The sequence below is a fragment of the Rathayibacter sp. Leaf248 genome, assembly GCF_920939495.1.
Classification (GTDB): Bacteria; Actinomycetota; Actinomycetes; order Actinomycetales; family Microbacteriaceae; genus Rathayibacter; species Rathayibacter caricis.
In genome coordinates, this window is the sequence record NZ_CAKLAV010000002.1 from 395,155 (window position 1) to 421,711 (window position 26,557).

A 26,557-nucleotide genomic window follows, 5' to 3' on the forward strand; every position below is an offset into this window, starting at 1 on the left:
GGACCGCTGCACACCCGTCCGTGAGCACCCCGGGAGGCTCCTGTCCAGCCTCCGAGCGCCCGGTCGGCGAACAGCGTGCGGACGTAGACTGAATTCCGTGATCCGCCTCTTCATCGGCCTGCTCGTGGCCCTCGCCGTCTTCACGGTCTACACCGTGATCGACGTCGCGATGAGCAACCGGCACGCGGTGCGCGCGATCCCGAAGTGGTCCTGGGTCCTGGTCGTCCTCCTGCTGCCGCTGATCGGCGCGGGCCTGTGGTTCTGGATCGGCCGACCGCGCAAGGACCGCGCGGCGGGCCGGCGCTTCACGGCTCCCGACGACGACCCCGACTTCCTCGGCACGATCCGCCAGGAGCGCGATCCCGAGAAGGAGCGCGAGCAGGCCGAGCGCATCGCCCAGCTCGAGCGCGACCTGGCCGACCTCGACGACCCCGACAAGTCCGACGGCCCCGGCCGACGGGATGCCTGAGCACCCCCCGGTCGCGCCCTCCACCCGTTCCGCGGTCGACCTCCTCACCCGCTTCGTCGCGCTCGGCGTCCGCGACGTCGTCGTCGCTCCCGGATCGCGGTCGCAGGCCCTGGCACTCGTCGCGGCCGAGCTCGAGAGTCGCGGAGCGATCCGCCTGCACGTGCGCGTCGACGAGCGCTCGGCCGGATTCCTCGCCCTGGGGCTCGCGCTCGAGACGGGGCTGCCCGCCGTGGTGATCACCACCTCCGGGACCGCGCCCGCGAACCTGCACCCCGCCGTGCTCGAGGCCGACGCCTCGGACGTGCCGCTGATCGTGCTCACCGCCGACCGGCCGGACGAACTGCGCGGCATCCGCTCGAATCAGACGACGGAGCAGCGCGAGCTGTACGGCCGCGCCGTGCGGCTGTTCGAGGACGTCGCCGCGCCCGGGCCCGACTCGGCTCCGGAGGAGACCGCGGCGCTCGCCGACCGTGCCTTCTCGGCGGCGTTGCATCCGGGCGGGCCCGTGCACCTGAATCTCGCGTTCCGCGATCCGCTGTCCTCGCGCCTGCCGGAGTTCGAGATCCCGCCGGCGGCCGAGCCGCTCGCCGCAGGGCCCTCGGAGGAGGTCGAGCGGGTCGCCGCCGGTCCCGACGAGCCGCTGACGGTCGTCATCGCCGGAGACAAGGCGGGCGACGTCGCGGAGGCCGTCGCGCGCGCGGGCGACTGGCCGCTGCTCGCCGAGGTCTCCTCCGGCGCCCGTTTCGGACCGCAGCTCGTCGTCGCCTGGCGCCGGCTGCTGGGCGAGGCCGACTTCGGCGGACGCGTCCGCCGCGCGATCGTGTTCGGCCACCCGACGCTCTCGCGCGAGGTGCCGGAGCTCCTGCGCCGGGACGACGTCGAGGTGATCGTCGTCGACCGCGGCCGCCCGCAGTTCTACAACCCGGGCCGCCGTGCGCGCCGGGTCGCGGGGATCGAGGTGGTGCGCCCCTCCGACTCGCCGCGCCCCGACCGCGCCGAGCGCGCCTGGGCCGGGTCGTGGGTGTTCCGCAGCCGCGCGCTCGTCGTCGACCCTGACGCCCTGCCCGAGGTCGCCGACGGCGGCACCATGTCGCTGGAGGACCGCCGCGGCTTCGCCCGCAACGCCCTCGCCGCCGTGCGTGCGCCGCTGACCCGCGAGTTCGTGGTGTCGTCCGTCTGGCGCGTGACCTGGCCGCACGACCGCCTGCTCTTCGGGGCTTCGCGCCTCATCCGCGTGGCCGACGGGTCGCTGCCGGGGAAGAAGATCACCGTGCACTCGAACCGCGGCCTCGCGGGGATCGACGGGACCGTCTCGACCGCGCTCGGCATCGCCGTGGCCTCGCAGGCGGGCGAGCGGGGAGCCGCCGGAGTGACTCGCGTCGTCCTCGGCGATCTCACGCTGCTGCACGAGGCCGGCGGGCTGATGCTCGCCCCCGGCGAGCGGCGGCCGCGAGTGCAGGTCGTCGTGGTGAACGACGGGGGAGGCACGATCTTCGACGGCCTGGAGGTCGCGTCGAGCTCGGCCCCGGATGCCTTCGACCGGGTGCAGTTCACTCCGCAGTCCGTCGATCTCGAAGCGCTGGCGCGGGCGTACGGATGGGCGTACTCGCGGGTCTCGACGCGCGGTGAGCTGGAGCAGGCGCTGACCGCGCCGGGCGACGGGCCGGGGATCGTGGAGATCCCACTGGGGCGCTGAGAGCGCGGTCGATCGGGACGATGGCGTCGCTCCTCCCCAAGGGGACGGTACGGCGTGCTTCCACTGATCCGTGACCGGGCGGAACGGGTCGCGGCGGACCCGGCTTGACTCGGCGCATGGCAGGAACAGGAGCAGCGGAGGCGGCGCTGCGGGAGGTTCGGGCGCACGGCGACCGTGCGGCCGAGCTGGCGCTCAGTGCCGCGCCGGTCCTGCTCGCGGCCGCCGAAGCGCTGCACGCCGGCTACGTGGCGGCTCTCGCCTGCCCGGAATGGTTCGCACGCGGGCGGAGCGAGTCGCACGGCCTGGTGGAGCGATCCATCCGAGCCGAGTTCGCCGTGGTGCTGCAGGTGTCCGAGAGGGTCGCCGCTCGAGAGATCGAGCACGCGCGGCTGCTGGTCGAAGAGCTTCCGCGGACCCGTGCTGCTCTGGCCGAGGCGCGGATGCGATGGGAAGCGGGCGGGATCGTCTGCTCCGTCGCGGCGACCCTCCCGGTTTCCTCGCGGGCCGAGTTCGACGTCCGGGCGGCCGAGCTCGCCGTCGCGATGACCCCGACGCAGCTGAGGCGCGCGCTCGCGCTGCTGCGGGAGGAGCTGCACGAACAGCCTCTCGCCGAGCGGCACGCACGCGCTCGAGCGGACAGGTCGGTGTGGATCACGACCGACGATGACGGGATGGCGACGGTCTGCGCCCGCCTACCGGCGCCGATCGCGGTCGGCGCCCTGACACGCCTCGACAGGATCGCCCGCGAGCTCCGCTGCGACGAGGACCTGCGCACTCTCGCGCAGCTGCGAGCCGATGCTCTCGGCGACCTGCTGTGCCACGGCGAGGTGGCCGGTACGGTTCCGTCCGACGAGCTCTCCACGACCTTCGCGCCCGGCATCCGCGCCGAGGTGAGGCTGATGATGTCGGACGCCACCGCTTCCGGAACCGACGACGCCGCGGTCGATCTGGACGGCTACGGGCTCGTCCCCGCCGACGCCGCGCGCGATCTCGTCGGAGCGGACGCGACATTCACGCCGGTTCGGACCGACCCGAGGACGGGCGTGATCGTCTCGGTCGGGCGAGCGCACCGCACGCCGCCTCCGCCGATGCGCCTGCTCGTCCGACTGCGGGACCGGACCTGCCGATTCCCGGGCTGCACCCGGTCGGTGACCGCCGCGGAAGCCGATCACACCATTGAGTGGCGGAACGGCGGCGAGACGACACCCTCGAACCTCGCCTCGCTCTGCGTCGCGCACCACCACGTCCGACACGGGGACCGCTGGACGTACGTCCTGCATCCCGACGGGGTCGCGGACTGGACGACGCCGACAGGCCGTCGCATCACGACGCGGCCGTCGGCGACAGCTGCGGCACTCGTTCCACGACTCGGATCGGACCATCCGCCGTCACCACTCCGCGAGTAGTGACCGCTGCGCGTGCCGGGACGAGGAGACCCGGTGACGCTCAGCTCAGAGCGTCCTGCACCGGACGGAACTTGATCCGCGTCTCCGCGAGTTCGGCGTCGGGGTCGCTGTCGGCGACGATGCCGGCGCCGGCCCACGCTGTGACCTCGCCGTCCGTGGTGATCTGGGCGCTGCGGAGACCCACGGCCCACTCCCCGTCGCCGCGACCGTCGATCCAGCCCACGGGGCCGGCGTAGCGGCCACGGTCGAACGGCTCGAGCGCGTCGATCAGCTCGAGCGCGGTGCCGGTGGGGGTGCCGGCGACGGCGGCCGTCGGGTGCAGGGCGTCGACCAGGTCGAGCGCGGTGGAGGCGTCGCCGAGCGTGCCGCGCACGTCGGTGGCCAGGTGCCACAGGTTCGGCAGTTCTAGCGTGAACGGCTCGCCACTCGTGCTGAGCGACGTCGTGTGCGGCCGCAGCTCCCTGAGCAGGCTCGCGATCGCGAAGGCGTGCTCGGAGCGGTCCTTCGTGCTCTCCAGGAGCGCCTGCGCGATCGCCGCGTCAGTTGCCGCATCCGTTCCGCGCGCACTCGTCCCGGCGAGGACCCGCGCAGTGATCGCTCCGTGATCGACCCCGACGAGGGTCTCCGGGCTCGCGCCGACGAAGCCGTCGACGGCGAAGGTCCAGCAGTCGGGGTAGGTGCTCGCGAAGTCCACCAGGATCCGTCGCAGGTCGGCCCCGCGGGGCAGGCGCCCGTGGAGGTCCCGGGCGAGCACGACCTTCTCGAGCGCCCCCGCGCGGATGCTGCCGACCGCCGATGCCACCGCCGAGCGGTAGCCGTCGGGTGTCATCGCGCCCGGCACGAGCGAGACGCGGTACTCGTCCCCGAACGGCCGCGCGGCAGTCGGCTCTGAGCCGATAGCGCCCTCCGAGGAGATCGTCGTGACCCAGGAGCGTCCCCCGCGCGACCCGACGACCGTCCGCGGCACGATCAGCACGCTGGTGGCCGACGACCGCCCCGAGAACGCGAACGCCCCGAAGGCGACGAGCCCCGTCCCCGGCAGCCCGATCGGGTCGTCCACCTCGGCGGAGGCGGACAGCACCCTCCACGCGTCGGCCGCCTCGCGCAGACGGTCCGGCCCGGAGAACTCGAGGCGCAGCGCTTCACCGAGTCCCACCAGCCCGGCACCGTTGCGCTGCCAGAGGAGGGGACGCCGCGGGTCCGCGAGAGAGGGGAGCGCTGCGGGGGAGTCCAGCGGGGTCGTCTCCACATGGAGAGGGGGAGCCCCGGCGCCGATGAGCGTCACGCCCCCAGGGTACGCCCGCGGCAGGACGGGGCCGCTCGGAGCGGGAGGGTGTGCAGGCAGCGCGAGGAGCGCCAGAGGAGCGGACGTCCCACGCCTCGCCCTCGCCCGCCGGATCCGCGCCGGTACTGTGATCCGCGCCGGAGCCGCCCGCTAGGCGGAGCTGGGCGGTTCCGGTGTCCCGCACGTCCTCCCGGAACGCTCCGGCGGGGGCGGATGCACAGCCGCCGCCCCGCCGCCCGCTCTAGACTCGATGATCGTGACTAAGGCAGACCTCACCAAGCGCCCCGACGAGGTCGCCGCCATGTTCGACACGGTGGCACCCGCCTACGACCTGACCAACACGGTCCTCTCGGCGGGCAACGACCACCTGTGGCGCATCGCCACGACCCGCGCCGTGAATCCGGCGCCGGGCGAGCGGATCCTCGATGTCGCGGCGGGTACCGGCACCTCCTCCGCCTCGCTCGCCCGCTCGGGCGCGCACGTCGTCGCCGCCGACTTCTCGCCGGGGATGATCGCGGTCGGCCGCACCCGTCAGGCGGGCGACGACCGGATCGAGTTCGTGCAGGCCGACGCCATGGACCTGCCCTTCGAGGACGAGTCGTTCGACGCCGTCACGATCTCCTTCGGCCTCCGCAACGTCGCCGAGCCGCGCACCGCGCTCGCCGAGTTCTTCCGTGTCGTGAAGCCGGGCGGCCGCGTCGTGATCTGCGAGTTCTCGACTCCTCCGCTGAAGCCTCTCGCCGCGGCGTACGACCTCTACCTCGCGAAGGTCATGCCCGCGATCGTCGGACTCGCGTCCTCGAACGACCCGGCCTACGACTACCTCGGCGACTCCATCCGTGCGTGGCCCGAGCAGAAGGTCGTGGCGTCCTGGCTCCGCGCCGCCGGCTTCGAGCGGGTCGCCTACAAGGACCTCACCTTCGGCATCGTCGCGCTGCACCGCGGGATCAAGCCGATCGTCGCCACCTCATGACACCCGGGGGCCTCGAAGGCCGAGACGTTAGGGTTTCAGTGTGAACGCCACTGCGCCCGTCGCCCGCCGCAGCCCGTCCCTGACGGCGCAGCTCGGCCTCTCCGAGCGCATCTTCTCGACCGCATCCGACCGCTCGCTCGCGCGTGCGATCGACGAGGGGCTCGAGCAGGTCGAGACGGGGCTGGTCCACCAGCTGTCCTTCGCCGACCAGGTCGCCGACGTGTCGACGCGCTACCTCCTCGAGGCCGGGGGCAAGCGCGTGCGCCCCATGCTCACGCTCCTCGCCGCGCAACTGGGCCGCGGCAACACCCCGCAGGTGCTGCTGGGCGCCCAGGCCATCGAGATCACGCATCTCGCGTCGCTGTACCACGACGACGTCATGGACGAGGCGGAGAAGCGCCGCGGCGTCCCCTCCGCTCAGACCGTCTGGGGCAACAACGTCGCGATCCTCACCGGCGATCTGCTCTTCGCCCGCGCCAACCAGCTCATGATCGAGCTCGGCGACCGCGCGATCCGCCTCCAGGCCGACACGTTCGAGCGCCTCGTCCTCGGTCAGCTGCACGAGACCGTCGGGCCGACCGAGGGGGAGGACCCGGTCGAGCACTACCTCTCGGTGCTCGCCGACAAGACCGGCTCGCTGATCGCCGCGGCCGGGCGCACCGGAGTCGTCTTCGCCGAGGGTCCCGCCGAGTACGAGGAGGCGATGCGCGTCTTCGGCGAGAAGATCGGAGTCGCGTTCCAGATCGTCGACGACGTGATCGACCTCTCCCCGCAGCCCGAGGAGACCGGCAAGAACCCGGGCACCGACATCCGCGCCGGCGTCTCGACCCTGCCGATCCTCCGCCTGCGCGAGCGCGCCGCCTCCGACCGCGGTGCCGCCGAGCTCCTCGCCCGGATCGAGAGCTACGTCAGCCGCTCGAACGACGAGATCGCGCACACCGACGAGCAGCACGCCGACATCTCCGACGCCATCGCGCAGCTGCGCGACCACGATGTGACGGCGCAGACCCTCGCCGAGGCCCACCGCTGGGCCGACGAGGCCGTCGCCGCTCTCGCCCCGCTGCCCGACGGCTCGGTCCGCAAGGCGCTCTCGCGCTTCGCGGACACGGTCGTCGACCGCAACGGCTGACCCCGATCGTCGCGGCGCGCCCTGCGCCGCAGGAAATGAGACCGGACGTGCGCCACGGCGCCCCGGCAGGAGGAACGCAATGACCAAGCTCAGGCTGGCCATCGTCGGTGCGGGGCCCGCGGGCATCTACGCCGCCGACCTCATGATCAAGGCCGAGAAGAAGTACGACGTCTCGATCGACCTGTTCGAGCAGCTGCCGGCTCCCTACGGTCTCGTCCGCTACGGAGTCGCGCCCGATCACCCGCGCATCAAGGGCATCATCACGGCCCTGCGCGAGGTCCTCGACCGCGGCGACATCCGGATCTTCGGCAACGTGCACTTCGGCACCGACCTCACCCTCGAGGACCTCAAGCGTCACTACCACGCCGTGATCTTCTCGACGGGAGCGATCCGCGACGCCCCGCTCGACGTCCCCGGCGTCGACCTCGAGGGCTCGTACGGAGCGGCCGACTTCGTCAGCTGGTTCGACGGGCACCCCGACGTGCCGCGCACCTGGCCGCTCGAGGCCTCCTCCGTCGCGGTGATCGGCAACGGCAACGTGGCGCTCGACGTCTCGCGGATGCTCGCGAAGCACGCCGACGACCTGCTGCCCACCGAGGTCCCGCCGAACGTCTACGAGGGTCTGAAGGCCTCTCCCGTCACCGACGTGCACGTCTTCGGCCGCCGCGGACCCGCGCAGGTCAAGTTCACTCCGCTCGAGCTGCGCGAGCTCGGCGAGCTGCGCGACGTCGACATGATCGTCCACGACGAGGACTTCGTGCTCGACCCCGCCTCGCAGGCCGCGATCGAGACCAACAAGCAGGTCATGGTCATCAACCGTGTCCTGAACCAGTGGCGCACCCGCGAGACCGGCAGCGCCTCCCGTCGCCTCCACCTGCACTTCTGGGCGAAGCCGCTCGAGTTCGTCGACGACGGGCAGGGCCGCGTCGCCGCGATCCGCTACGAGCGCACGGAGCCCGACGGCGAGGGCGGCGTGCGCGGCACCGGCGAGATCCGCGAGGTCGCGGTGCAGGCCGTCTACCGCGCGGTCGGCTACTTCGGCTCCCCGCTCGACGGCCTGCCGTTCGACGAGATGCGCGGAGTGATCCCGAACCGCGAGGGCCAGGTCCTGGACGACGAGGACCAGCAGGTCCACGGCGTCTACGCGACCGGCTGGATCAAGCGCGGCCCGGTCGGCCTGATCGGCCACACCAAGTCCGACGCGATGGAGACCGTGGGCCACGTGCTGCGCGACCAGGCGTCGTGGTGGACCCCCGCGCACCCCGAGGAGTCGGCCATCGTCGGGCTGCTCGACGAGCGCGGCATCGCGTACACGGACCTCGAGGGCTGGCACCGCCTCGACGAGCACGAGCAGGCGCTCGGGGCTCCGGAGGGACGCGCCCGCGTCAAGGTCGTCCCCCGCGAGGACATGATCGCGATCTCGCGGGCCGAGCTCGTCTCGGACTGAGCCCGTCGCGGGCCGACCCGCCCGCTCCGACGAGGACCCTCCGGTGCACGCCGGGGGGTCCTCGTGCATGTCGGAGGGCTCCCGTACACTGCGGGCAGCCACGAGGGCGGGACGGACGGGGACACGATGACGAGCACGACGCAGCCGGGGCCCCACGACGTGATCCGGGTGCGGGGCGCCCGGCAGAACAACCTGCGCGGCGTCGACGTCGACATCCCCAAGCGCCGCATCACGGTCTTCACGGGCGTCTCCGGCTCGGGCAAGTCCTCGCTCGTCTTCGGCACGATCGCCGCGGAGTCGCAGCGGCTGATCAACGAGACGTACTCCGCCTTCCTGCAGCAGTTCATGGGCTCGCCCGCCCGGCCCGACGTCGAGTCGCTCGACGGGCTCTCGGCCACGATCGTGGTCGACCAGGAGCGGATGGGGGCCAACGGCCGCTCCACCGTCGGCACCGCGACCGACGCCTACACGATGCTGCGGATCCTCTTCAGCCGGATCGGCGACCCGCACGTCGGCACGAGCGGCGCGTTCTCCTTCAACCTGCCCGAGGGCATGTGCCCGCGCTGCGAGGGCACGGGCCGCGCCTCCGACATCGACCTCGACGCCCTCTTCGACCGCTCGAAGTCCCTCGAGGGCGGCGCGCTCGATGCGATCCCCAACTTCGTCGTCGGCGGCTGGTACTGGAAGGGGCTCGCCGAATCCGGCCTGTACCCGGCCGACGTCCCGATCGCCGACTTCACTCCGGAGCAGCTCGACGCGTTCCTCTACCGCCCCGCCACCAAGATGGCGATCGCGGGCATGAACATGACCTACGAGGGCCTCGTGGTCAAGGTCACCCGGCTCTACCTCGCGAAGGAGTCGCCGCAGGCGCACATCCGCGCGTTCGCCGAGCGGGTGGCGACCTTCGCCGCCTGCCCCGAGTGCGGGGGAGCGCGGCTCACCGGAGCCGCCCTCTCCTCCCGCATCGGCGGCCGGAACATCGCCGAGTGCTCGTCGATGCAGGCGACCGACCTGGCCGAGTGGCTGCGCGGGGTCGACGACCCCTCGGTCGCTCCGATCGTCGAGACCCTGCTCGGCACGCTCGACTCGCTCGTCCAGGTCGGGCTCGGGTACCTCTCGCTCGACCGCGAGTCGGGCACCCTCTCGGGCGGCGAGGCGCAGCGCGTCAAGATGGTCCGGCACCTGGGCTCGAGCCTCACCGACATCACCTACGTCTTCGACGAGCCGACCGCGGGCCTGCACCCGCACGACGTCTCGCGCATGATCGAGCTGCTCCGGCGCCTCCGCGACAAGGGCAACACCGTTCTGGTCGTCGAGCACAAGCCCGAGATCATCCTGATCGCCGACCACGTCGTCGATCTCGGGCCGCGGGCGGGCGCGCACGGCGGTGAGATCCGCTACGAGGGCTCCGTCGAGGGGCTGCGCGCCTCCGACACCCTCACCGGCGAGCACCTCGACCACCGCGTCCCGCTCAAGGAGTCGGTGCGCCGCCCGACGGCGTTCGCCGAGATCCGCGGTGCCGCGACCCACAACCTCCGCGGGGTCGATGTCGACGTGCCGCTCGGGGTGCTCACCGTCGTGACCGGAGTCGCGGGCTCGGGCAAGTCGTCCCTCCTGCACGGCAGTCTCGCGAAGCGCCCCGGAGTGGTCGTGGCCGACCAGTCGCCGATCCGCGGCTCCCGCAGGAGCAACCCGGCCACCTACACCGGCGTGCTCGACGCCATCCGCACCGCGTTCGCGAAGGAGAACGGCGTGAAGCCCGCGCTGTTCAGCGCCAACTCCGCCGGAGCCTGTCCCGTCTGCAAGGGGGCCGGCCTGATCTTCACCGAGCTGGGCCCGGCCGCCACGGTCTCGTCGGTCTGCGAGGAGTGCGAGGGCAAGCGATTCACCGCGGAGGTGCTCGAGTACCGGCTCCGGGGCCTGAACATCCACGAGGTGCTGTCGCTGCCGATCGTCGAGGCGGCAGAGTTCTTCGGCTCCGGTCCGGCGCACACGATCCTCGCTCGACTCGTCGACGTGGGTCTGGGCTACCTCACGCTCGGCCAGCCGCTCAACACCCTGTCGGGCGGGGAGCGGCAGCGGCTGAAGCTCGCGATCAACATGGCGTCGAAGGGCGCGGTCTACCTCCTCGACGAGCCGACCACAGGGCTCCACCTCGCCGACGTCGACAACCTGCTGGGACTGCTCGACCGGCTGGTCGACTCCGGGAGCTCGGTGATCGTGATCGAGCACCACCAGGCGGTGATGGCCCACGCCGACTGGATCATCGACGTCGGCCCGGGAGCCGGCCACGAGGGCGGATCGATCGTCTTCGAGGGCCCACCGAGCGCCCTCGTCGCCGACGGCTCCACCCTGACCGCCCGCGCGCTGAAGGCGTACGCGTCCTGAGCGGCGAGTGGCGGCCGGACGTCCTCGGCGCCGGCTTCGAGCAGCGGACGCTCCCGCTGGGGGAGGACGACGAGGGAGAGGTCGTCGCCACGCTCGTTCGCCATCGTCCGGTCGCGCCGCGCTGGCGGGGGCCGGCGTCCGGCATCGACGTGCTCTACGTCCACGGCTGGAGCGACTACTTCTTCCAGACGGGGCTGGCCGAGTTCTGGCACGGGCTCGGGGCCCGCTTCTTCGCGCTCGATCTGCGCAAGTACGGCCGCAGCCTGCGCCCGCACCAGACCCCCGGGTTCGCCTCCGATCTCGCCGTCTACGACGAGGACATCGCGGCAGCGCGGTCGGCGATGGGGGAGCACGGTCACCGCGGCCGGCGACTCGTGCTGATGGGCCACTCGACCGGCGGCCTCACCCTCAGCCTCTGGGCCGCGCGGCACCCCGAGGAGCTCACCGCGCTCGTGCTCAACAGCCCCTGGCTCGAGTTCCAGGCGCGGGCGGTCGGGAGGCAGATGCTCGCGCCGTGGATGATGCTGCGCGCCCGCGTCGCTCCGCACGGCACGCTGCCGGTGATCGACCAGGGCTTCTACTCGCGCACAGTGTCGGCGACGCTCGAGGGCGAGTGGGAGTACGACCCGGCCTGGCGTCCGGAGCGCGGCTTCCCCGTCAGCCCGGCCTGGTTGACGGCCGTGCTCGCGGGGCACCGCCGCGTCGAGCGGGGCCTGAACCTGCGGATGCCGGTGCTCACCCTGCTCTCCTCCCGCAGCGTGCTGCTGCCGTGGTGGAGCGACGAGATGCGCTCGGCCGACGTGGCGCTCGACGTGCGCTCGATCGGCGAGCGGGCCGCCACGCTCGGAACGACGATCACGATCGCCCGGATCGACGGCGCGGTGCACGACGTCGTGCTGTCGGCCCCGCGCATCCGAGCCCGGGCGTACGCCGAGATCGAGCGGTGGGCGCGAGGCTACCTCCCGGCCGACCGCCCGATCAGCGGGCGAACGGGCCGCGCAGCGCCGCCCACTGGAGCAGCATGATCGTCTTCGCGTCGACGATCTGCACGCCGATCTGCGTCAGGGCCTCGTCGAACGACAGCTCGACGACCTCGGTGTCCTCGCCCTCGTCGGCGAGGCCCGCGAAGGCGCCCTCGCGGGAGCCTGCGCGGTACCGCCCCGCGTAGAAGTGCAGCATCTCGGTGATCGAGCCGGGGCTCATGTAGGAGTCGAAGACGTGCTCGAGGCGGCCGACCTCGAGTCCGGTCTCCTCCGAGGCCTCGCGGCGCGCGCCCTCCTCGGGTCCGTCCTCGTCGAGCAGCCCGGCGGGCACCTCGAGCAGCATGCCGTCGAGGTTGCCGTTGACGTAGGTGGGGTAGCGGAACTGCCGCACGAGCACGACCGTCCGCGCCTCGAGGTCGTAGAGCAGCACGGCCGCCCCGTTGCCGCGGTCGTACGTCTCGCGGTGCTCGGTGGTCACCCGGCCGTCGCGGTGGCGGTACTCGAACTCGGTCGTGCGCAGCACGTACCAGTGGCTCGAGAGCAGGGTGACCCGCTTCACCACCACGTCCGGGTTGCCGGTGAGGTCGTAGCCCTCCTGGTCGAGGCCGATGCGGCCCCGACGGTCGGGCTCGTCGATGCCGACACTCATGCGCGTGCTCCTGTGCTCAGCACGCCTCAGCGGAAGTTGACGAACTGGAGATCGAGATCGAGGTCGGCGCCCCGGAGCAGCGACATCGTCGCCTGCAGGTCGTCGCGGCTCTTGGACGAGACGCGCAGCTCGTCGCCCTGGATCTGCGACTTCACCGACTTGGGGGCCTCGTCGCGGATCAGCTTGTTGATCTTCTTCGCGTGCTCCTGGTCGATGCCGTCCTTCAGGGTGGCCTCGATCCGGTACTCCTTGCCCGAGGCGAAGGGCTCGCCGGCGTCGAGGCTCTTGAGGCTGATGCCGCGCTTGATCAGCTTCGACTGGAAGACGTCGAGGATCGCGTTCGCGCGCTCCTCCGTGTTGGCCTTGATCAGGATCTTCTCGCCGCTCCACGCGATCGAGGCGCCGATGTTCTTGAAGTCGTAGCGCTGCTCGACCTCCTTGTGGGCCTGGTTCAGGGCGTTGTCCGCCTCCATCTTGTCGACCTTGCTGACGACGTCGAACGTTGAATCTGCCATGGCTCCGAGTTTAGCTTCCGGGCGTCGCGGACTCCCGGGCGGTGCGGGGCGTCCGCGGAGGCTGTCCTGGTACCACTGGAGGATGCGCCGTCTCCCCGCCCTGCTCCTGCTGCCGCTCGTCGGCGCGCTGCTCGCGGGATGCAGCGCCGCCACCACGTCGACGATCGAGTACGAGGGGGGAGTGGTGACGGTCCCGCCCACCGCGCCGACTCCCGCGGCACTCGATCCCGCTCTGCTCGAGGACTCGGACGCGACGGCCGCGACTCCCGTGCGCTTCCTGACCAGCCCGGAGTGGCTGTCCGGCACCGCCGAGGGGAGCGGGATCCCGGAGCGGGCGCTGACCGCGTATGCGGGAGCCGCGCTCCTCACCTCCTCCGTCGATCCGGACTGCCGCCTCGACTGGGCGACGCTCGCCGGCATCGGCTACGTCGAGAGCCGGCACGGCACCATCTTCGGCAGCGCGCTCGGCGAGGACGGCCGTGCCGCGGAGCCGATCTACGGCCCGCGCCTCGACGGCACCGAGTTCGACCGGGTCGAGGACAACGACGGAGGGGCGCTGGACGGCGATCCGGAGGTGGACCGCGCGATGGGTCCGCTCCAGATCATCCCGGCGACGTGGATGCGGTGGGCCTCCAGCGGCTGGGATCCGCAGAACGTCGACCAGCAGGCCGTGACCGCGGCCCGCTACCTCTGCGAGGCCGGCGGGGACCTGTCGACGGAGTCGGGCTGGCGCGCGGCGATCGCGGCCTACAACCCGGCGACGAGCTACGCGGGCAAGGTGGCCGAGGCGGCGTCCCGCTACGCCGCGGCGGCGGAGTGAGGCGCCGATTTCCGATCGTCGGGCCCCGCGGGTATATTTGTCCAGCGCCTTCGGTCGAGAGCACGATTCCCGGTCGGGTGCGCCACGGCGAGTTACCCTAGCGGCCAAAGGGATCTGACTGTAAATCAGACGGCGTAGCCTTCGGGGGTTCGAATCCCTCACTCGCCACGCACTCCGCAGAACGCCCCGGTCACCAGCAGGTGACCGGGGCGTTCCCGCGTCGCGGGCCCCTTCTCCGGAGCCCGCTCGTTCAGCGCCGCAGGCGCAGCGTCACCAGCTGGAACGGGCGGAGCGACAGGGTCGCGCCGGATTCGGTGACGGAGGAGATCGTCGCGTCGTCCTCGAGCGGGCGCTCGAGCAGGTCGGTCGCCACCACCGCCGACACAGCGAAGTCGGCGGTCAGCTCGGTCGTCGACCGCAGGCCCAGCGCCTCGTAGAGCCGCACGATCACGTCACCGCTGCCGTCCTCGGCGAGTTTGACCGCCTCGACGACCGCAGCAGGGGACGAGAGCGCGACGAGCGGCGCCAGTTCCGACTCCGCCGCGCCTTCGACGCGGCGCTCGGGCAGGTTGATCCGGTAGCCGGCGGTCACCGCGTCCTGGGTCGTGGCCCCGACGACGACGCCGACGCGGAGGCGGTGCTGCCCGCGGTCCTGCTGCGGGTCCGGGAACACCGCCGAGCGCAGCAGCGAGAGCCGCGCGACGGTGGTGCTGCCGCCACCGTGGCGGGGCTGCCGGGTGACGTCGTAGCCGTACGTCGAGTCGTTCGTGATCGCGACGCCGTACGCGCCCTCGCCCACGCGGATCCAGCGGTGCGCGCTGGTCTCGTAGCGGGCCGCGTCCCACGAGGTGTTGGCGTGCGTCGGCCGCTCGATGTGCCCGAACTGGATCTCGGAGGCGAACCGGTCCGCGTGCACGTCGACCGGGAACGCGAGCTTGAGGAGCTTCTGGCTCTCCTGCCAGTCGATGTCGACCGTGAGCCCGAGCTCGGCCGAGCCGGCCTCGAGGGTGATCGTCTCGACAAGGCGGGAGGACGAGAAGGAGCGCTCGACGATCACCGAGACCCCGTCGTCGCCCAGGCGCACGCTGTCGGCGGCGATCAGGTCGGTGACGTGGTGGCGGTAGTGGTGGTCGATGTCCCAGGCGTCCCACTTGTTCGGGGTGTCGCGGTGCAGCTGGAAGACGCCGGCGCGCTCGCCCGGGGGCACCGCGTCACGGCCCGACGCGAGGTCGACCAGCTCGGCCAGCAGGCCGTCGGAGTCGACGCGGACGCGGATCCGCTCGTTCTCGAGCACGAACCCTCCGTCCAGCTCCTGCACCCGGAGGCACGAGGGCGCCATGGCGGAGGACGACGCACCGAGCGCCTCGACGCCGGCACGCGCATGCGGAGCGGCGTTGACGCGGAGCAGGTGCTCACCCGTCCCCGCCAGTGCCCGGAGCGCCTCGGCGATCACGCCCTCCAGCCGCATCGCGATCGCCGCGTAGTTGCGTTCGGCGTCCTGGTGCACCCACGCGATGGACGAGCCCGGGAGGATGTCGTGGAACTGCTGCAGCAGCACGAGCTGCCAGAGTTCGCGCAGCTCGGCGGCGGGGTACTCGGCTCCCGTGCGCACAGTCGCGGTGCTCGCCCACAGCTCGGCCTCGCGGAGGAGGTGCTCGCTGCGGCGGTTGCCCTGCTTGGTGCGCAGCTGACTCGTGTAGACGCCGCGGTGCGACTCCAGGTAGAGCTCGCCGCTCCAGACCTCGGGCTGCGGGTACTCGGCCTCGGCGGCCTCGAAGAAGGCCCGGGGCGAGGAGTGCTCGACGCGCGGCGAGCCCTCGAGAGAGGTCGTGCGCGCGACCGTCGCGACCATCTCGCGGGTCGGCCCGCCCCCGCCGTCGCCGTAGCCGTAGGGGAGGAGGGAGGCGGTGCTGCGGCCGTGGTCGGCGAAGTTCCGCTCGGCGTGGGCGAGGTCGGACGCCACGAGGTCGGAGTTGTACTTGTCGACCGGCGGGAAGTGGGTGAAGATCCGCGTGCCGTCGATGCCCTCCCAGTCGAAGGTGTGGTGCGGCATCGTGTTGGTCTCGTTCCACGAGATCTTCTGCGTGAGGAACCAGCGGGCTCCTGCGGCGCGCGCGATCTGGGGGAGGGCGCCGGAGTAGCCGAACGAGTCCGGCAGCCAGACCTCCTCGCACTCCACGCCGAACTCCTCGAGGAAGAACTGCTTGCCCGCGACGAACTGCCGGGCCATCGCCTCGCCGCCCGGCAGGTTCGTGTCGGACTCGACCCACATCCCGCCCACCGGCACGAACTGACCGGCGGCGACCTTCTCGCGGATCCGCGCGAACAGCTCCGGGTAGTGCTGCTTCATCCAGGCGAACTGCTGCGCCGACGAGCAGGCGAAGACGAAGTCGGGGTGCTCGTCCATCAGGGCGATCACGTTCGAGAAGGTGCGCGCGCACTTGCGGATCGTCTCGCGCACGGGCCAGAGCCAGGCGGAGTCGATGTGCGCGTGGCCGACGGCGTGCAGGTGGTGGGCGCTGGGGACGGCGGGGCTCGCGAGCACGTCCTCGAGGGCGCGGCGGCCGGCTGCGGCGCTGCCGGCGACGTCCGACGGGTCGACGGCGTCGGTCATCCGCTCGAGCGCGGCGAGCACCTCGGCGCGGCGGGGCGAGCCGACCGACAGCTCGCCCACGAGGCCGCGCAGCACGCGCACGTCCTGCAGCAGCTCCCAGACGGTCACGTCGAGCAGCGCGACGTCGACGCGGCGCAGAACGTACTGCGGAGCGTCGCCCGCCGTCGCGAGGTCGCCCACTGCAGTGGGGCGGAAGCTCCAGTCGCTGCCGACGTCCGGGTTCGCCGCGGCCTCGATCAGCACGTCGACGCGGCCGTCCGCGTCGACCGCTCCGGCCGCGGCGCTGTTGTAGGGCGAGATCGCCTTCACGATCACGCCGTCCGGGCGCCAGACGAGCGCTTCGGATTGGAAGCCCGACTGGCCGCCGTCGAAGCCGAGGTCCACGACCAGCTCGGGTCGCACGCCCTCGGGCAGCGCTCCGTCGACGAGCCACTCGGCGGGCACGGAGCCCGATACCTTGAGCCAGAGCGTCGACCAGGGTCGGCCCCAGGCGGTTCCGGCCGAGAACGGAGCGTACTCGGCCGAGGCGGCCTCGGCGAAGGGCACCGGTTCGCCGGGCACCTGCCAGGCGAGGAGGTCCAGCGGAGCGGTGGCGCGGTGGACGGCGGGCAACAGGCGCTCGCGGACGAAGCGGTCGACGCGCTCTTCGACGAGCAGGCGGCGGTCGTGCATGAGGAGGATTCCTTCCGGAGGGTGCGGTCGGCCGGGCTCGGGCTCAGCCCTTGACGGCGCCGGCCAGCGCCGAGGCGCCGCCGAGACCGCGCTGGACGAGCACGTAGAGCGCCAGGACCGGCAGCGAGTAGACGAGGGAGTAGGCGGCGAGCTGGCCGTAGGCGACCGCTCCGTTCGCGCCGAAGAAGTTGAAGATGCTGACCGCGGCGGGCTGCTTGTCGGGGCTGAGCAGCAGCACGAAGGGGACGAAGAAGTTCCCCCAGGCCTGGACGAAGGTGAAGATGAAGACCACCGCGATCCCGGGGCGCATCAGCGGGATGACGATGCGGACGAGCGTCGTCATGGATGACGCCCCGTCCATCCACGCGGCCTCCTCGAGGCTGATCGGCACCGAGTCCATGAAGTTCTTCAGCATCCAGATAGCGATCGGCAGCGACGAGGCGGTGAGGAAGAACACGGTCCCCATCAGCGAGTCGATCAGGTTGAGCTGCACGAACAGGCTGTAGACGGGCACCATCATCGCGGTGATCGGGAGGCAGGTGCCGAAGAGGATCCCGTAGAGGAACGGCTTCGTGATCCGCATCCGGTACCGCGAGAGCGGGTAGGCGGCGAGCAGGCCCAGCACGACGGTGAGCAGCGCCGCGCCGCCCGAGAGCAGCACGCTGTTGCCCAGCGGTCCGAAGGTCAGCTCGGGGGTGAGGACGCTGCGGAAGTTCTCGAGGGTGAAGACCGTGGGCAGCCGGACCGAGAGGGTCGGATTCGCGTCGACGGAGGCGAGCACCAGCCACAGCAGCGGCAGGGCGAAGCATGCGCCGATGATCAGCAGCACGCTGTTCGAGAGCGTGCGCATCACGCGGTGCGAGGGGGCGGACATCGAGATCGACATGGTCAGTCCACTTCCGAGCGCAGCGCGCGCACGTAGAACACGGAGAAGATGCCGCCGACGAGCAGCATGATGGTGGCGATCGCGGTGCCGAACCCGATCTGGCCGAACTTGAACGCCTCCTGGTAGGCGAGCAGCGGCAGGGTCGTCGCCGAGGTGCCGGGTCCGCCGCCGGTCATGACGTAGACGAGAGTGAAGACCGAGAGGGTCTGCAGCGTCGTGATCATGGCGTTGGTGGCGATGGTGCGGCGGATCATCGGGACGGTGACGAAGAACAGGCGCTTCGCTCCGCTCGCTCCGTCCATCTCGGCCGCCTCGGTGATCTCCGGCGGCACGTCGGCCAGGGCGGCGGAGTAGACGAGCATCGAGAACGCGGTGCCGCGCCAGATGTTCGCCACGATCACCGTGACCATCGGGAACACGTAGAGCCAGCTCGGGCCGCTGATCCCGAGCAGGGCGAGGATCGAGTTGGCGGTGCCCTCGTCGCGGAAGAACGCGTAGGAGGCGAACGCCGCCACGATCTCGGGCAGGACCCACGCGGTCACGACGATCGTGCCGACGATGCTGCGGACGATCGGCCCGGAGGCCCGCATCAGCAGGGCGAGACCCAGGCCGAGCACGTTCTGCCCGATCACGGCCGAGCCGAGCACGAACACGACCGTGAGGATCACGGCGTTGGGGAAGTCCGGGTCCTGGAAGAGGGCGACGTAGTTGTCGAAGCCGACGAACGAGTTCGCCGCGGCGGTGCTGCCCGAGAGGGAGGAGTCGGTGAAGGATCCCCAGAACGAGACGAGGATCGGCCCGAGCAGGAAGATCGCGAGGATCAGCGTGGCGGGACCCAGGGGCAGGGTGCGCAGGAGCGAGCGGCGGCGGTGCAGCGCCGCCGTCCTCGCTCCCTCGCCGGCCGGCGGCCGGGAGCCCGGGAGCTCCTGGACGTCGACCGGCCGCACGGGCGCGCGGAGGGAGGGGGTCACGCTACTCGGCTTCCGTCACGCCGTCGGCTCCGACGACGCCCTCGACGGCCTCGTCGTAGGCGGCCGCGGCCTCCTCGACGCTCTGCTGCCCGGTCATCACGGACTCCATCGCCACGGTGATCGCGTTCGAGATCTGGCCGTAGTCCTCGGTGGCCGGGCGGAAGTGCGTGTTCGGCACCAGGCTCGAGAAGAACTCGAACGACGGGTTCGCGGCGGTGTACTCGGGGTCCTCGGCGACGTCGGCGCGGACCGCGATCTGCGAGTTCGAGATCGCGTACGACTGCGAGTTGTCCTTGTTCAGGGCCGTGGTGAGGAAGTCGAAGGCCAGGTCGGGCGCCTTCGTGTTCGCTCCGATGGCCAGGGTCCAGCCGCCGGACATGCTGGTGGAGCCCGGGGCGTCGCCGAACTGCGTCGGCATGGGTGCGAGGGCGAGGGTCGAGTCCCACTCGGGCCAGGGGCTCGAGCCGCCCTCGATCCAGGCGCCGGACTGCCAGGAGCCGTCGAGCGCGATCGCGAGGGTGCTGGAGGGCAGCCACTCCGCCGTCACGTTGGTGAAGATGTTGGGGTCGAGCGCCTGCTGCGGGGTCGGGCCGAGGCCGTCCTGGTACACGTCGCCGATGAAGGAGAGGGAGTCGCGGAAGCCCTGGCTGCCCACGATCCACTTCTTCGAGTCGGTGTCGTAGAGGGTGTCCTCGGTGCCGTAGAGCAGCATCTCGAGGCCCTGCATCGAGGCGGCCTCGCCGGCGGCCTTGCCGGAGTAGACGTTCAGCGGGATCACGTCGGGCAGCTCGCTCTTGATGGTCTCGGCCGCGTCGAGCACGTCCTGCCAGGTAGCGGGCGCCCAGGGGGTCGCGATGCCGGCCTGCTCGAAGAGCTCGGTGTTGTACCAGAGGCCGCGGGTGTCGGTGCCGAGCGAGACGCCGTAGGTCTTGCCGTCCGGGCCCAGGCCGGCCTGCTTCGCTCCGTCGGCGAACTGCGACCAGTCCTCCCACTCGGCGAGGCGGTCGTCCAGCGGGAGGAGGTAGCCGGCGGCGGCGTCGGACTGGATCTTGAAGGTGTCCTCGTACTGCACGTCGGGGGCGGTGGCCGCCGACTTGTTCATCAGTGCGAGCTTCGTGTAGTAGTCCGGGCCCTCGCCCTGGATCGGGACCAGCTCGATCGTGACTCCCTCGTGGGCGGCCTCGTACTGCTCCTTCGCATCCTCCATCAGCGTCTGCATCTGGGCGAAGGTGGCGGTGGTCTGGTACGCCACCTTGATGGACTTCGGCTCCTCGCCTCCGGCGGAAGGGGTCGACGCCGAGCAGGCCGTGAGGCCCATCACGACGGTGAGTGCAGCGGCGGCGACCGCGACTCGACGGGACATGAAAGCTCCTTTGCTTCAGGGTCGCGGCTGCGACCGGACGACCCCCGCCCCCGGGGGAGGGGCGAGGGTCGGAGCGCCCGCGCGTGCGGGTCTGCTCCAGGGACCGGGCAGGGTGTCCCACCGGCCTCCGGGCTATTTATAAAACGTATTGAATAACTCTGTCAAGAGCGACGGCCCGGTGGAGAGCCGGGCGATGATGACGATCAGGTCTCGATGAGGAGCGACGCCGTCGCGGGCGTCATCGCGCGGTCCAGCACCACGCAGGCGGCGCCGATCGCCGCGATGTCCTCGCCCAGCCGCGAGCTGCGCAACTGGACGCGGTGAGTCAGCATCGAGGCGGGGTCCTCGGCGAGCGCCGTGGCGACGACGGGGAGGATCGCGCCGGCCGCCCGCTCCCAGAAGGGTCCGCCGAAGATCACGTGGTCGAGGTCGAGCAGGCCGGTGATCCCGAGTACCCCGCGGGCGATCCGCTGCGCCGCGACACCGACGATCGACGCCGCGTCCGCGTCTCCGGCGTCCGCCTGCTCGAGCAGGCGGCTGAAGCCGGCGTCGACGGAGCTCGGATCGAGACCGTCACGGAGCGGGGGCAGGATCCCGCGCTCGACCGCCTCGGCGACGAGCGCGCTCGGGGCGATGGAGTCGCCGAGGCAGCCGCGCCGCCCGCAGCGGCACAGCGGCCCGTCCGGATCGACGATGAGGTGCCCGATGTCGCCCGCGTTGCTGCTCGCCCCGCGGACCACGGCGCCCTCGACGACCAGGCCGGCACCGACTCCGGTGCCGTAGTAGAAGAGCAGGCCGTTCGCGCCCACGTCGTGCGTCGAGATCCAGGTCTCGGCGACCATGGCCGCCGTCACGTCCTTCTCGACGTGCACGGGGAGGCCGGTCGAGGCCGACAGCGACTCGCCCAGCGGCACGTCGTGCCACTCCTCGAGCAGCGGCGGGTCGAAGATCCGGCCCTGCTCGGCGTCGAGCGGTCCCGGGAAGGCGATGCCGACTCCGAGGACCCTCTCGCGATCGACGCCCGAGGTCTCGATGATCGCGGCGACGGAGGCGCTGAGGCGAGCGATCGTCTCCTCGGGGCGGATGCCGCGCGGCGTGCGCGTGCGGGCGTGGGCGACGGTGCGGCCCTCGAGGTCCAGCACCACGCAGGTGGTGACGGTGGGGTCGATGTGCAGCCCGATCGCGAAACGCGCGTCGGGCTCCAGCTGCAGGATCGTGCGCGGCTTGCCGGGGCCGGAGCCGGACTTGCCCGCCTCGCGCACCAGCCCGTCCTGGAGGAGTCGGCGGGCGACGTTCGAGAGCGTCTGCGCCGAGAGGCCGGTCTGCGCGGCGAGCTCGATCCGGCTGATCCCGGCGGGCGCCCGGCGGATGAGCTCGAGCACCAGCGCCTGGTTGTAGCCGCCGAGCGCCGGGAGGTTGGTGCCCCGCTTCATCGCTGCTCGCGGGCCAGGAACCCGGCCAGCGACAGCGGCGGGCGCCCGGTGAGGCGCTCCACATCGTCCGAGACGTGCTCGAGCTGCCCCGCGGCGATCGCGGTGTAGGTGCTCACCCAGGCGTCGACCTGCCAGTCGGGGGCGTTCCAGCGCCGCCGGGAGGCGTAGGCCTCCTCGAGCGTCTCGTCGACGAACACGGCCGGACGCCCGGCGGCGCTGAGCGTCGAGGCCACCTCGTCGAGGGTCAGCGCCTCGGGCCCCGTGAGCTCGTAGACCGCACCTCGGTGCTCGTCGGGGGAGCGGAGGATCGCCGCGGCCGTGCGAGCCACGTCCTCGCGGGCGACCACCGCCGCACGTCCCGTGCCGGCCGGCCCGCGGATCACGCCGTCCGCGCCGAGCATGTCCGGCAGGAAGTCGAGGTACAGGTTGTCGCGCAGGAAGGTCCATCCCGTGCCGGAGTCGCGGAGCGCGTCCTCCGTCGCGGCGTGATCCCGCGCGAGGGTGAACGCGGCGTCGTGCGCCGCTCCGGCGAACGAGGTGTAGACCACGTGCTCGACGCCCGCTTCCGCGGCCGCAGCGACGAGCGAGCGGTGCTCCGCCAGGCGGTGCTCGTTCTCGGACGCCGAGACCATCAGCAGCAGGCTCACGCCCTCGAGCGAGGCGCCGGGCTCGGCGAAGGTCGCGCGCACCACCTCGGCGCCCGGCAGCTCGGGGGCGCGGGAGGGATCGCGGACCAGCAGGCGGAGGGGGAGGCCGGCCGCGGCGAGCTCGCGTGCGACGCGCCCGCCCACGGCTCCGGTGGCTCCAGTGATCGCGATCGGGATGCTCATGCCTCCATGATGGCGCGGTCCCTAGGCTGGGACCATGAGTGCCCACGCCTCCCTCCTCGCCATCGCCCGCTCGATCGCCGTCGAGGCGGCGCACCTCGCCCGACAGCGGCGGGAGGACGGCGTCGAGATCGCGGCGTCCAAGTCGTCGCCCGAGGACGTGGTCACGGCAGCCGACCGCGAGGTCGAGCAGCTGATCCGGCGACGTCTCGAGGAGGCGCGTCCCGACGACGGCTTCCTGGGGGAGGAGTCGGGGAGCGGAGGCGGCACCAGCGGGCTCACCTGGGTCGTCGATCCGATCGACGGCACCGTCAACTACCTCTACGGCATCCCGTCCTACGCGGTCAGCATCGCGGTCGTCGAGGGTGAGCCGGATCCGCGGACCTGGACGGCGCTCGCCGGCGCCGTGGTGAACGGGTCGACCGGGGAGGTGTACGCGGCCTCCCTGGGCGGCGGCGCCTCGCGGGACGGAGCCGTGCTGCGCGCCGTCGCGCCGGCCTCGCTCTCGCTGGCGCTGGTCGGCACGGGCTTCGGCTACGACTCCGCGCGGAGGATGCGCCAGGGCGCGGTGGTGCAGGAGCTGCTGGGCTCGGTGCGCGACATCCGCCGGATCGGCTCGGCGGCGCTGGATCTGTGCGCCGTCGCGTCGGGTCAGCTGAACGCCTACTTCGAGCGGGGGCTGAACCCGTGGGACCAGGCGGCGGGCGTGCTGATCGCCCAGGAGGCGGGGGTGCGCGTGGAGGGCTTCGAGGGCCGTCCGGCGAGTTCCGATCTGCTGATCGCGGCGCCGGACCCGTTGTTCGGCGAGCTCGAGCCTCTGCTCCGCCGCTTGCGCGCCGACGAGGTGTGAGCGCTCTCCGAGTGCGATCCGAGCGCGGAGTCGATGCATGCGTGCGAATGGGCACGCAACGGAGCAGTGCTCGCAGCGGCGTTCGACGCTCGGATCGTGCCTCTGCACCGACCGCTCTGGTTGGATTCCGCCTTCCGTGGGTATCCTTTATGAATTCGTGACATTCGCACAGGATGTCGTCGCGAAGACCCGAGACGCCGCCCGGCCCCTGACGGAGTGCGCCTCGCCCGCCTGTCCCCGACGGAAGATCCCGATTTCGTGAGCCCCGATTCGCCCTCCCCCGCTGCGTCCGCATCGACCCCCGGCGAATCGACCCCACCGCTCTCCCGACGCGAGCTGCGCGAGCGCGAGCGGGCTCAGGCCCTCGCGGCCGAGGTGGCCGCCGAGTCCGACACCGCCGCTCCGGTCGCCACCGACCTGCTCGACGCCGAGCGCCGGGTCGCCCGGGCGCGTGCCGCTGCGACCCGCGCTCCCGCTCCTGTACCGGCTCCCCGGGTGACCCCCCTCCGACCCGCGCCGCGCACCCGCGTCGGCGGGCTCGTCGCCCTGTCCTTCGTCGCCGCCATCGTCGCCGCGACCTCGCTGCCGGCGACCTCCCTCCTCACCGCCGAGGACGTCCAGGCGCAGAACCTGACCGGTGTGCTCGCTCCGGGGGTCGACCGGCGCGAGGGCTCGCAGTCCTTCGTCGCCGGGGCCGTCGGCGCCGAGACCGTCGCGCGCGACGGCTTCGGGGTCCAGGAGCGCAAGACGCAGACCGACGTCGCGGCCATCGTCCGCACCTCCGACGCCGGCTTCACGAACGACCAGAACGCGTCGATCCAGTGGCCCTTCGCCGTCGGAGTGCCGGTGGGAGACCGCTTCGGCTACCGCAACTGCGCGGGCTGCTCGGTGAACCACGGCGGCACGGACTTCAACCCCGGCAACGGCTCGCCGATCCAGGCGATCGCCGACGGAGTCGTGCGCACCGTGATCGATGGCGAGGGCTCCCTGGGCGTGCACGTGATCGTCGACCACGAGATCGACGGCGAGCTGGTCTCGAGCGTCTACGCCCACATGCAGCACGGCACCGCCGCGGTGAAGGAGGGCGACCCGGTGAAGGTCGGTCAGCTCCTCGGACTCGTCGGCAGCACGGGCATGTCGACCGGACCGCACCTGCACTTCGAGATCCGGATCGACGGGGTCACGAAGGTCGACTCGTACCTCTGGCTGAAGGCCAACGCCGGACGCTGACCGCCGGCGCAGTCGGGCCCGGCTGCTGGGCCGGTACCGTGACCGGACGCGCGTGCGATCTGCAGGTATTCGTACGATCTGCAGGCCTTCGCGGCGTGAGAGCGCGCTCAACCGCGAAGACTCCTCCGCTCGACCGCGGAAGCCCTGCACATCGCACCGATGCCTGCAGATCGCACGGACGCCTGCAGAGCGTGCAGGCGCCGGACCTGCCCGACCCGTCAGCTCGTGCGCAGCCAGACCGTCGTGTCGCCCGGCAGCGCCGGCTCGTGCAGCTCCTCGGAGGAGAGCACGACCGTGCCGACCGGCAGCTCCACCGGCTCGGAGCCGGTGTTCGCGACGACCGTGACGCCTCCGTTCCGGAACGCCACGACCTCCTCCGGGTACCCGTCGAGCCACTCGATCGACCCCTCGCCCAGCCGCGACGCGCGGCGCTCGGCGAGCAGCGCCCGGTAGAGCTCGAGGGTCGACCCCTCGACTCCGCGCTGCGCGTCGCGGGCGAAGGGCGCCCAGTCGCCGGGCTGCGGCAGCCAGGAGTCGCCCGACGCGCTGAAGCCGTAGGCGGGAGCGTGGGCCTCCCAGGGCAGGGGGACGCGGCAGCCGTCGCGGCCGTAGCGCTCGCCCTTCGTGCGGAACCAGGTCGGATCCTGCCGCGACTCGTCCGGCAGATCGATCGCCTCCGGCAGGCCGAGCTCCTCGCCCTGGTACACGTAGGCGGAGCCGGGCAGCGCGAGCATCAGCGCCGTGGCGGCGCGGGCGCGGCGCAGACCCAGCACCGGGTCGGGGAGTCCGGCGGACTTCGGGCCGATGCCGTAGCCCTGCGGGTTGTCGGCCGTGAGCGCGAGGCGGCTCGCGTGGCGCACGACGTCGTGGTTCGAGAGCACCCAGGTCGACGGGGCGCCCACCGCGGCGAACGCCGTGAGCGAGGAGTCGATGATGTCGCGCAGGGCGGGACCGGCCCACGGCGTCTCGAGGTACGCGAAGTTGAACGCCTGGTGCATCTCGTCGGGCCGGACCCAGCGGGCGAGCTTCGGCAGAGGCTGCACCCACGCCTCGGCGCAGAGCACGCGGTCGGCCGGGTACTCGGCGAGCAGCGCGTGCCAGTCGCGGTAGATCTCGTGCACGCCGTCCTGGGCCCAGTAGGGGGCCGTCTCGGGGTCGGGGTCGTCGGCCGGTGCCACTCCGCCCATGGAGCCGCTGTCGGCGGGGGGCGTGTAGTCGGGCAGGCCGTCGGCCTTGATCATGCCGTGCGCCACATCGACCCGGAAGCCGTCGACTCCGCGGTCGAGCCAGAAGCGCAGCACCTCGCGGAAGCGCTCGCGCACCCACTCGTTCGTCCAGTCGAAGTCGGGCTGCGACGTGTCGAAGAGGTGCAGGTACCACTGGCCGGCCGCGCCGTCGGGCTCCGTGATCCGCGTCCACGCCGGACCGCCGAAGACGGACTCCCAGTTGTTCGGCGGCAGTTCGCCGGTCTCGCCCCGGCCGTCCCGGAACAGGTAGCGCGCGCGCTCGGCGCTGCCCGCGGGCGCCGTCAGCGCCTCCTGGAACCAGCGGTGCGCGCTGGACGAGTGGTTGGGCACGAGGTCGACGATGATGCGGATGCCCAGCGCGTGCGCGCGGGCGAGCATCGCGTCGAAGTCGGCGAGGGTGCCGAAGAGCGGATCGACGTCGCAGTAGTCGGCGACGTCGTAGCCCGCGTCGTTCTGCGGGGAGGTCATGAAGGGCGAGAGCCAGATCGCGTCGACGCCCAGCTCGGCCAGGCTGTCGAGGCGGCCGGTGATACCGGGGAGGTCGCCGATGCCGTCGCCGTCCGCGTCCGCGAAGGACCGCGGGTAGATCTGGTAGATGATGGCGGAGCGCCACCACTCGGAGCCCGAAGTGCTCGGCGAGTCGGCGGGGAACACGACCGGCTCGTTCGCGGGCGCGCCGGAAACAGGGGATTCGAGGGGCATGC

General features: G+C 72.0%; 21 protein-coding genes and 1 tRNA gene. 12 read left to right on the forward strand and 10 right to left on the reverse strand.

The features are described from left to right. Window positions 1-97: 97 nt before the first annotated feature. The 3 genes from LRG51_RS14890 (at window position 98) to LRG51_RS14900 (ending at window position 3,571) form a co-directional block, all read left to right on the forward strand. A complete protein-coding gene (locus LRG51_RS14890; RefSeq protein ID WP_230673403.1) occupies window positions 98-469 on the forward strand; it encodes a PLDc N-terminal domain-containing protein in 372 nt (123 codons plus the stop codon). After that, window positions 462-2,165 carry a 2-succinyl-5-enolpyruvyl-6-hydroxy-3-cyclohexene-1-carboxylic-acid synthase gene (gene menD / locus LRG51_RS14895; protein ID WP_230673405.1) on the forward strand — a complete coding sequence of 568 codons (1,704 nt, stop codon included), beginning with the start codon at window positions 462-464 and terminating at the stop codon, window positions 2,163-2,165. Before LRG51_RS14890 ends, menD begins: the two co-directional genes overlap by 8 nt. 116 nt (window positions 2,166-2,281) lie before the next feature. Then, the gene (locus tag LRG51_RS14900) at window positions 2,282-3,571 is read left to right on the forward strand and encodes an HNH endonuclease signature motif containing protein (RefSeq protein ID WP_230673407.1); all 1,290 of its coding nucleotides are present in this window, start codon (window positions 2,282-2,284) and stop codon (window positions 3,569-3,571) included. Between the two features lie 40 nt (window positions 3,572-3,611). Here LRG51_RS14900 and LRG51_RS14905 read toward each other — a convergent pair whose 3' ends face one another. Continuing rightward, complete coding sequence (locus tag LRG51_RS14905; protein WP_230673410.1) at window positions 3,612-4,856, reverse strand: isochorismate synthase; 1,245 nt, start codon at window positions 4,854-4,856, stop codon at window positions 3,612-3,614. 256 nt (window positions 4,857-5,112) lie between these two features. Between LRG51_RS14905 and ubiE the strand changes: the two genes are divergently transcribed. The 5 genes from ubiE (at window position 5,113) to LRG51_RS14930 (ending at window position 11,818) form a co-directional block, all read left to right on the forward strand. Next, window positions 5,113-5,829 (forward strand): bifunctional demethylmenaquinone methyltransferase/2-methoxy-6-polyprenyl-1,4-benzoquinol methylase UbiE, encoded by a 717-nt coding sequence (ubiE, locus tag LRG51_RS14910; RefSeq protein WP_372488161.1) that lies wholly within the window; start codon window positions 5,113-5,115, stop codon window positions 5,827-5,829. 40 nt (window positions 5,830-5,869) lie between these two features. Continuing rightward, window positions 5,870-6,958, forward strand: coding sequence for a polyprenyl synthetase family protein (locus tag LRG51_RS14915; RefSeq protein WP_230673412.1), 1,089 nt, complete (start codon window positions 5,870-5,872; stop codon window positions 6,956-6,958). Window positions 6,959-7,037: 79 nt separating this feature from the next. Beyond that, window positions 7,038-8,405: an FAD-dependent oxidoreductase gene (locus tag LRG51_RS14920; RefSeq protein ID WP_055790517.1), complete on the forward strand. Its 1,368-nt coding sequence runs from the start codon at window positions 7,038-7,040 to the stop codon at window positions 8,403-8,405. Between the two features lie 126 nt (window positions 8,406-8,531). Beyond that, window positions 8,532-10,793, forward strand: coding sequence for an ATP-binding cassette domain-containing protein (locus tag LRG51_RS14925; RefSeq protein WP_056868066.1), 2,262 nt, complete (start codon window positions 8,532-8,534; stop codon window positions 10,791-10,793). 149 nt (window positions 10,794-10,942) lie between these two features. Then, entirely contained in the window at window positions 10,943-11,818 is an 876-nt protein-coding gene (locus LRG51_RS14930) for an alpha/beta hydrolase (protein ID WP_329958740.1), read from the forward strand. On the opposite strand, the gene LRG51_RS14935 is transcribed toward LRG51_RS14930, so the two are convergent. Both LRG51_RS14935 and LRG51_RS14940 read right to left on the reverse strand, forming a co-directional pair. After that, window positions 11,772-12,425, reverse strand: coding sequence for an NUDIX domain-containing protein (locus tag LRG51_RS14935; protein WP_230673415.1), 654 nt, complete (start codon window positions 12,423-12,425; stop codon window positions 11,772-11,774). The genes LRG51_RS14930 and LRG51_RS14935 overlap by 47 nt on opposite strands. Window positions 12,426-12,451: 26 nt before the next feature. Further along, the gene (locus tag LRG51_RS14940) at window positions 12,452-12,940 is read right to left on the reverse strand and encodes a YajQ family cyclic di-GMP-binding protein (RefSeq protein ID WP_230673416.1); all 489 of its coding nucleotides are present in this window, start codon (window positions 12,938-12,940) and stop codon (window positions 12,452-12,454) included. A gap of 82 nt (window positions 12,941-13,022) precedes the next feature. On the opposite strand from LRG51_RS14940, the gene LRG51_RS14945 reads away from it, so the two are divergent. After that, window positions 13,023-13,760, forward strand: coding sequence for a hypothetical protein (locus tag LRG51_RS14945; RefSeq protein ID WP_055790534.1), 738 nt, complete (start codon window positions 13,023-13,025; stop codon window positions 13,758-13,760). Between the two features lie 86 nt (window positions 13,761-13,846). Next, window positions 13,847-13,928: transfer RNA gene (locus LRG51_RS14950), tRNA-Tyr, on the forward strand. An 82-nt stretch (window positions 13,929-14,010) separates the two neighbouring features. On the opposite strand, the gene LRG51_RS14955 is transcribed toward LRG51_RS14950, so the two are convergent. The 6 genes from LRG51_RS14955 to LRG51_RS14980 all read right to left on the reverse strand — a co-directional run bounded on the left by LRG51_RS14955 (window position 14,011) and on the right by LRG51_RS14980 (window position 22,529). Next, window positions 14,011-17,046, reverse strand: coding sequence for an alpha-mannosidase (locus LRG51_RS14955; RefSeq protein WP_230673418.1), 3,036 nt, complete (start codon window positions 17,044-17,046; stop codon window positions 14,011-14,013). Window positions 17,047-17,089: 43 nt separating this feature from the next. Then, entirely contained in the window at window positions 17,090-17,932 is an 843-nt protein-coding gene (locus LRG51_RS14960; RefSeq protein WP_230673420.1) for a carbohydrate ABC transporter permease, read from the reverse strand. Between the two features lie 2 nt (window positions 17,933-17,934). Continuing rightward, window positions 17,935-18,903, reverse strand: a complete 969-nt coding sequence (locus LRG51_RS14965) for a carbohydrate ABC transporter permease (protein WP_442966669.1) — start codon at window positions 18,901-18,903, stop codon at window positions 17,935-17,937. A 1-nt stretch (window position 18,904) separates the two neighbouring features. After that, window positions 18,905-20,266 carry an extracellular solute-binding protein gene (locus LRG51_RS14970; RefSeq protein ID WP_230673422.1) on the reverse strand — a complete coding sequence of 454 codons (1,362 nt, stop codon included), beginning with the start codon at window positions 20,264-20,266 and terminating at the stop codon, window positions 18,905-18,907. 203 nt (window positions 20,267-20,469) lie between these two features. After that, window positions 20,470-21,699: an ROK family transcriptional regulator gene (locus tag LRG51_RS14975; RefSeq protein WP_230673424.1), complete on the reverse strand. Its 1,230-nt coding sequence runs from the start codon at window positions 21,697-21,699 to the stop codon at window positions 20,470-20,472. Next, complete coding sequence (locus LRG51_RS14980) at window positions 21,696-22,529, reverse strand: SDR family oxidoreductase (RefSeq protein WP_230673426.1); 834 nt, start codon at window positions 22,527-22,529, stop codon at window positions 21,696-21,698. The genes LRG51_RS14975 and LRG51_RS14980 overlap by 4 nt, the downstream gene beginning before the upstream one ends. Before the next feature lie 34 nt (window positions 22,530-22,563). Here LRG51_RS14980 and LRG51_RS14985 point away from each other — a divergent pair, with 34 nt between their 5' ends. Together LRG51_RS14985 and LRG51_RS19600 are read left to right on the forward strand one after the other, a co-directional pair. Further along, window positions 22,564-23,376, forward strand: coding sequence for an inositol monophosphatase family protein (locus LRG51_RS14985; protein WP_230673428.1), 813 nt, complete (start codon window positions 22,564-22,566; stop codon window positions 23,374-23,376). A 258-nt stretch (window positions 23,377-23,634) separates the two neighbouring features. After that, entirely contained in the window at window positions 23,635-24,606 is a 972-nt protein-coding gene (locus LRG51_RS19600) for a M23 family metallopeptidase (RefSeq protein ID WP_329958741.1), read from the forward strand. 218 nt (window positions 24,607-24,824) lie between these two features. Here LRG51_RS19600 and LRG51_RS14995 read toward each other — a convergent pair whose 3' ends face one another. Next, window positions 24,825-26,555: a glycoside hydrolase family 13 protein gene (locus tag LRG51_RS14995; protein ID WP_230673429.1), complete on the reverse strand. Its 1,731-nt coding sequence runs from the start codon at window positions 26,553-26,555 to the stop codon at window positions 24,825-24,827. Window positions 26,556-26,557: the final 2 nt, after the last annotated feature.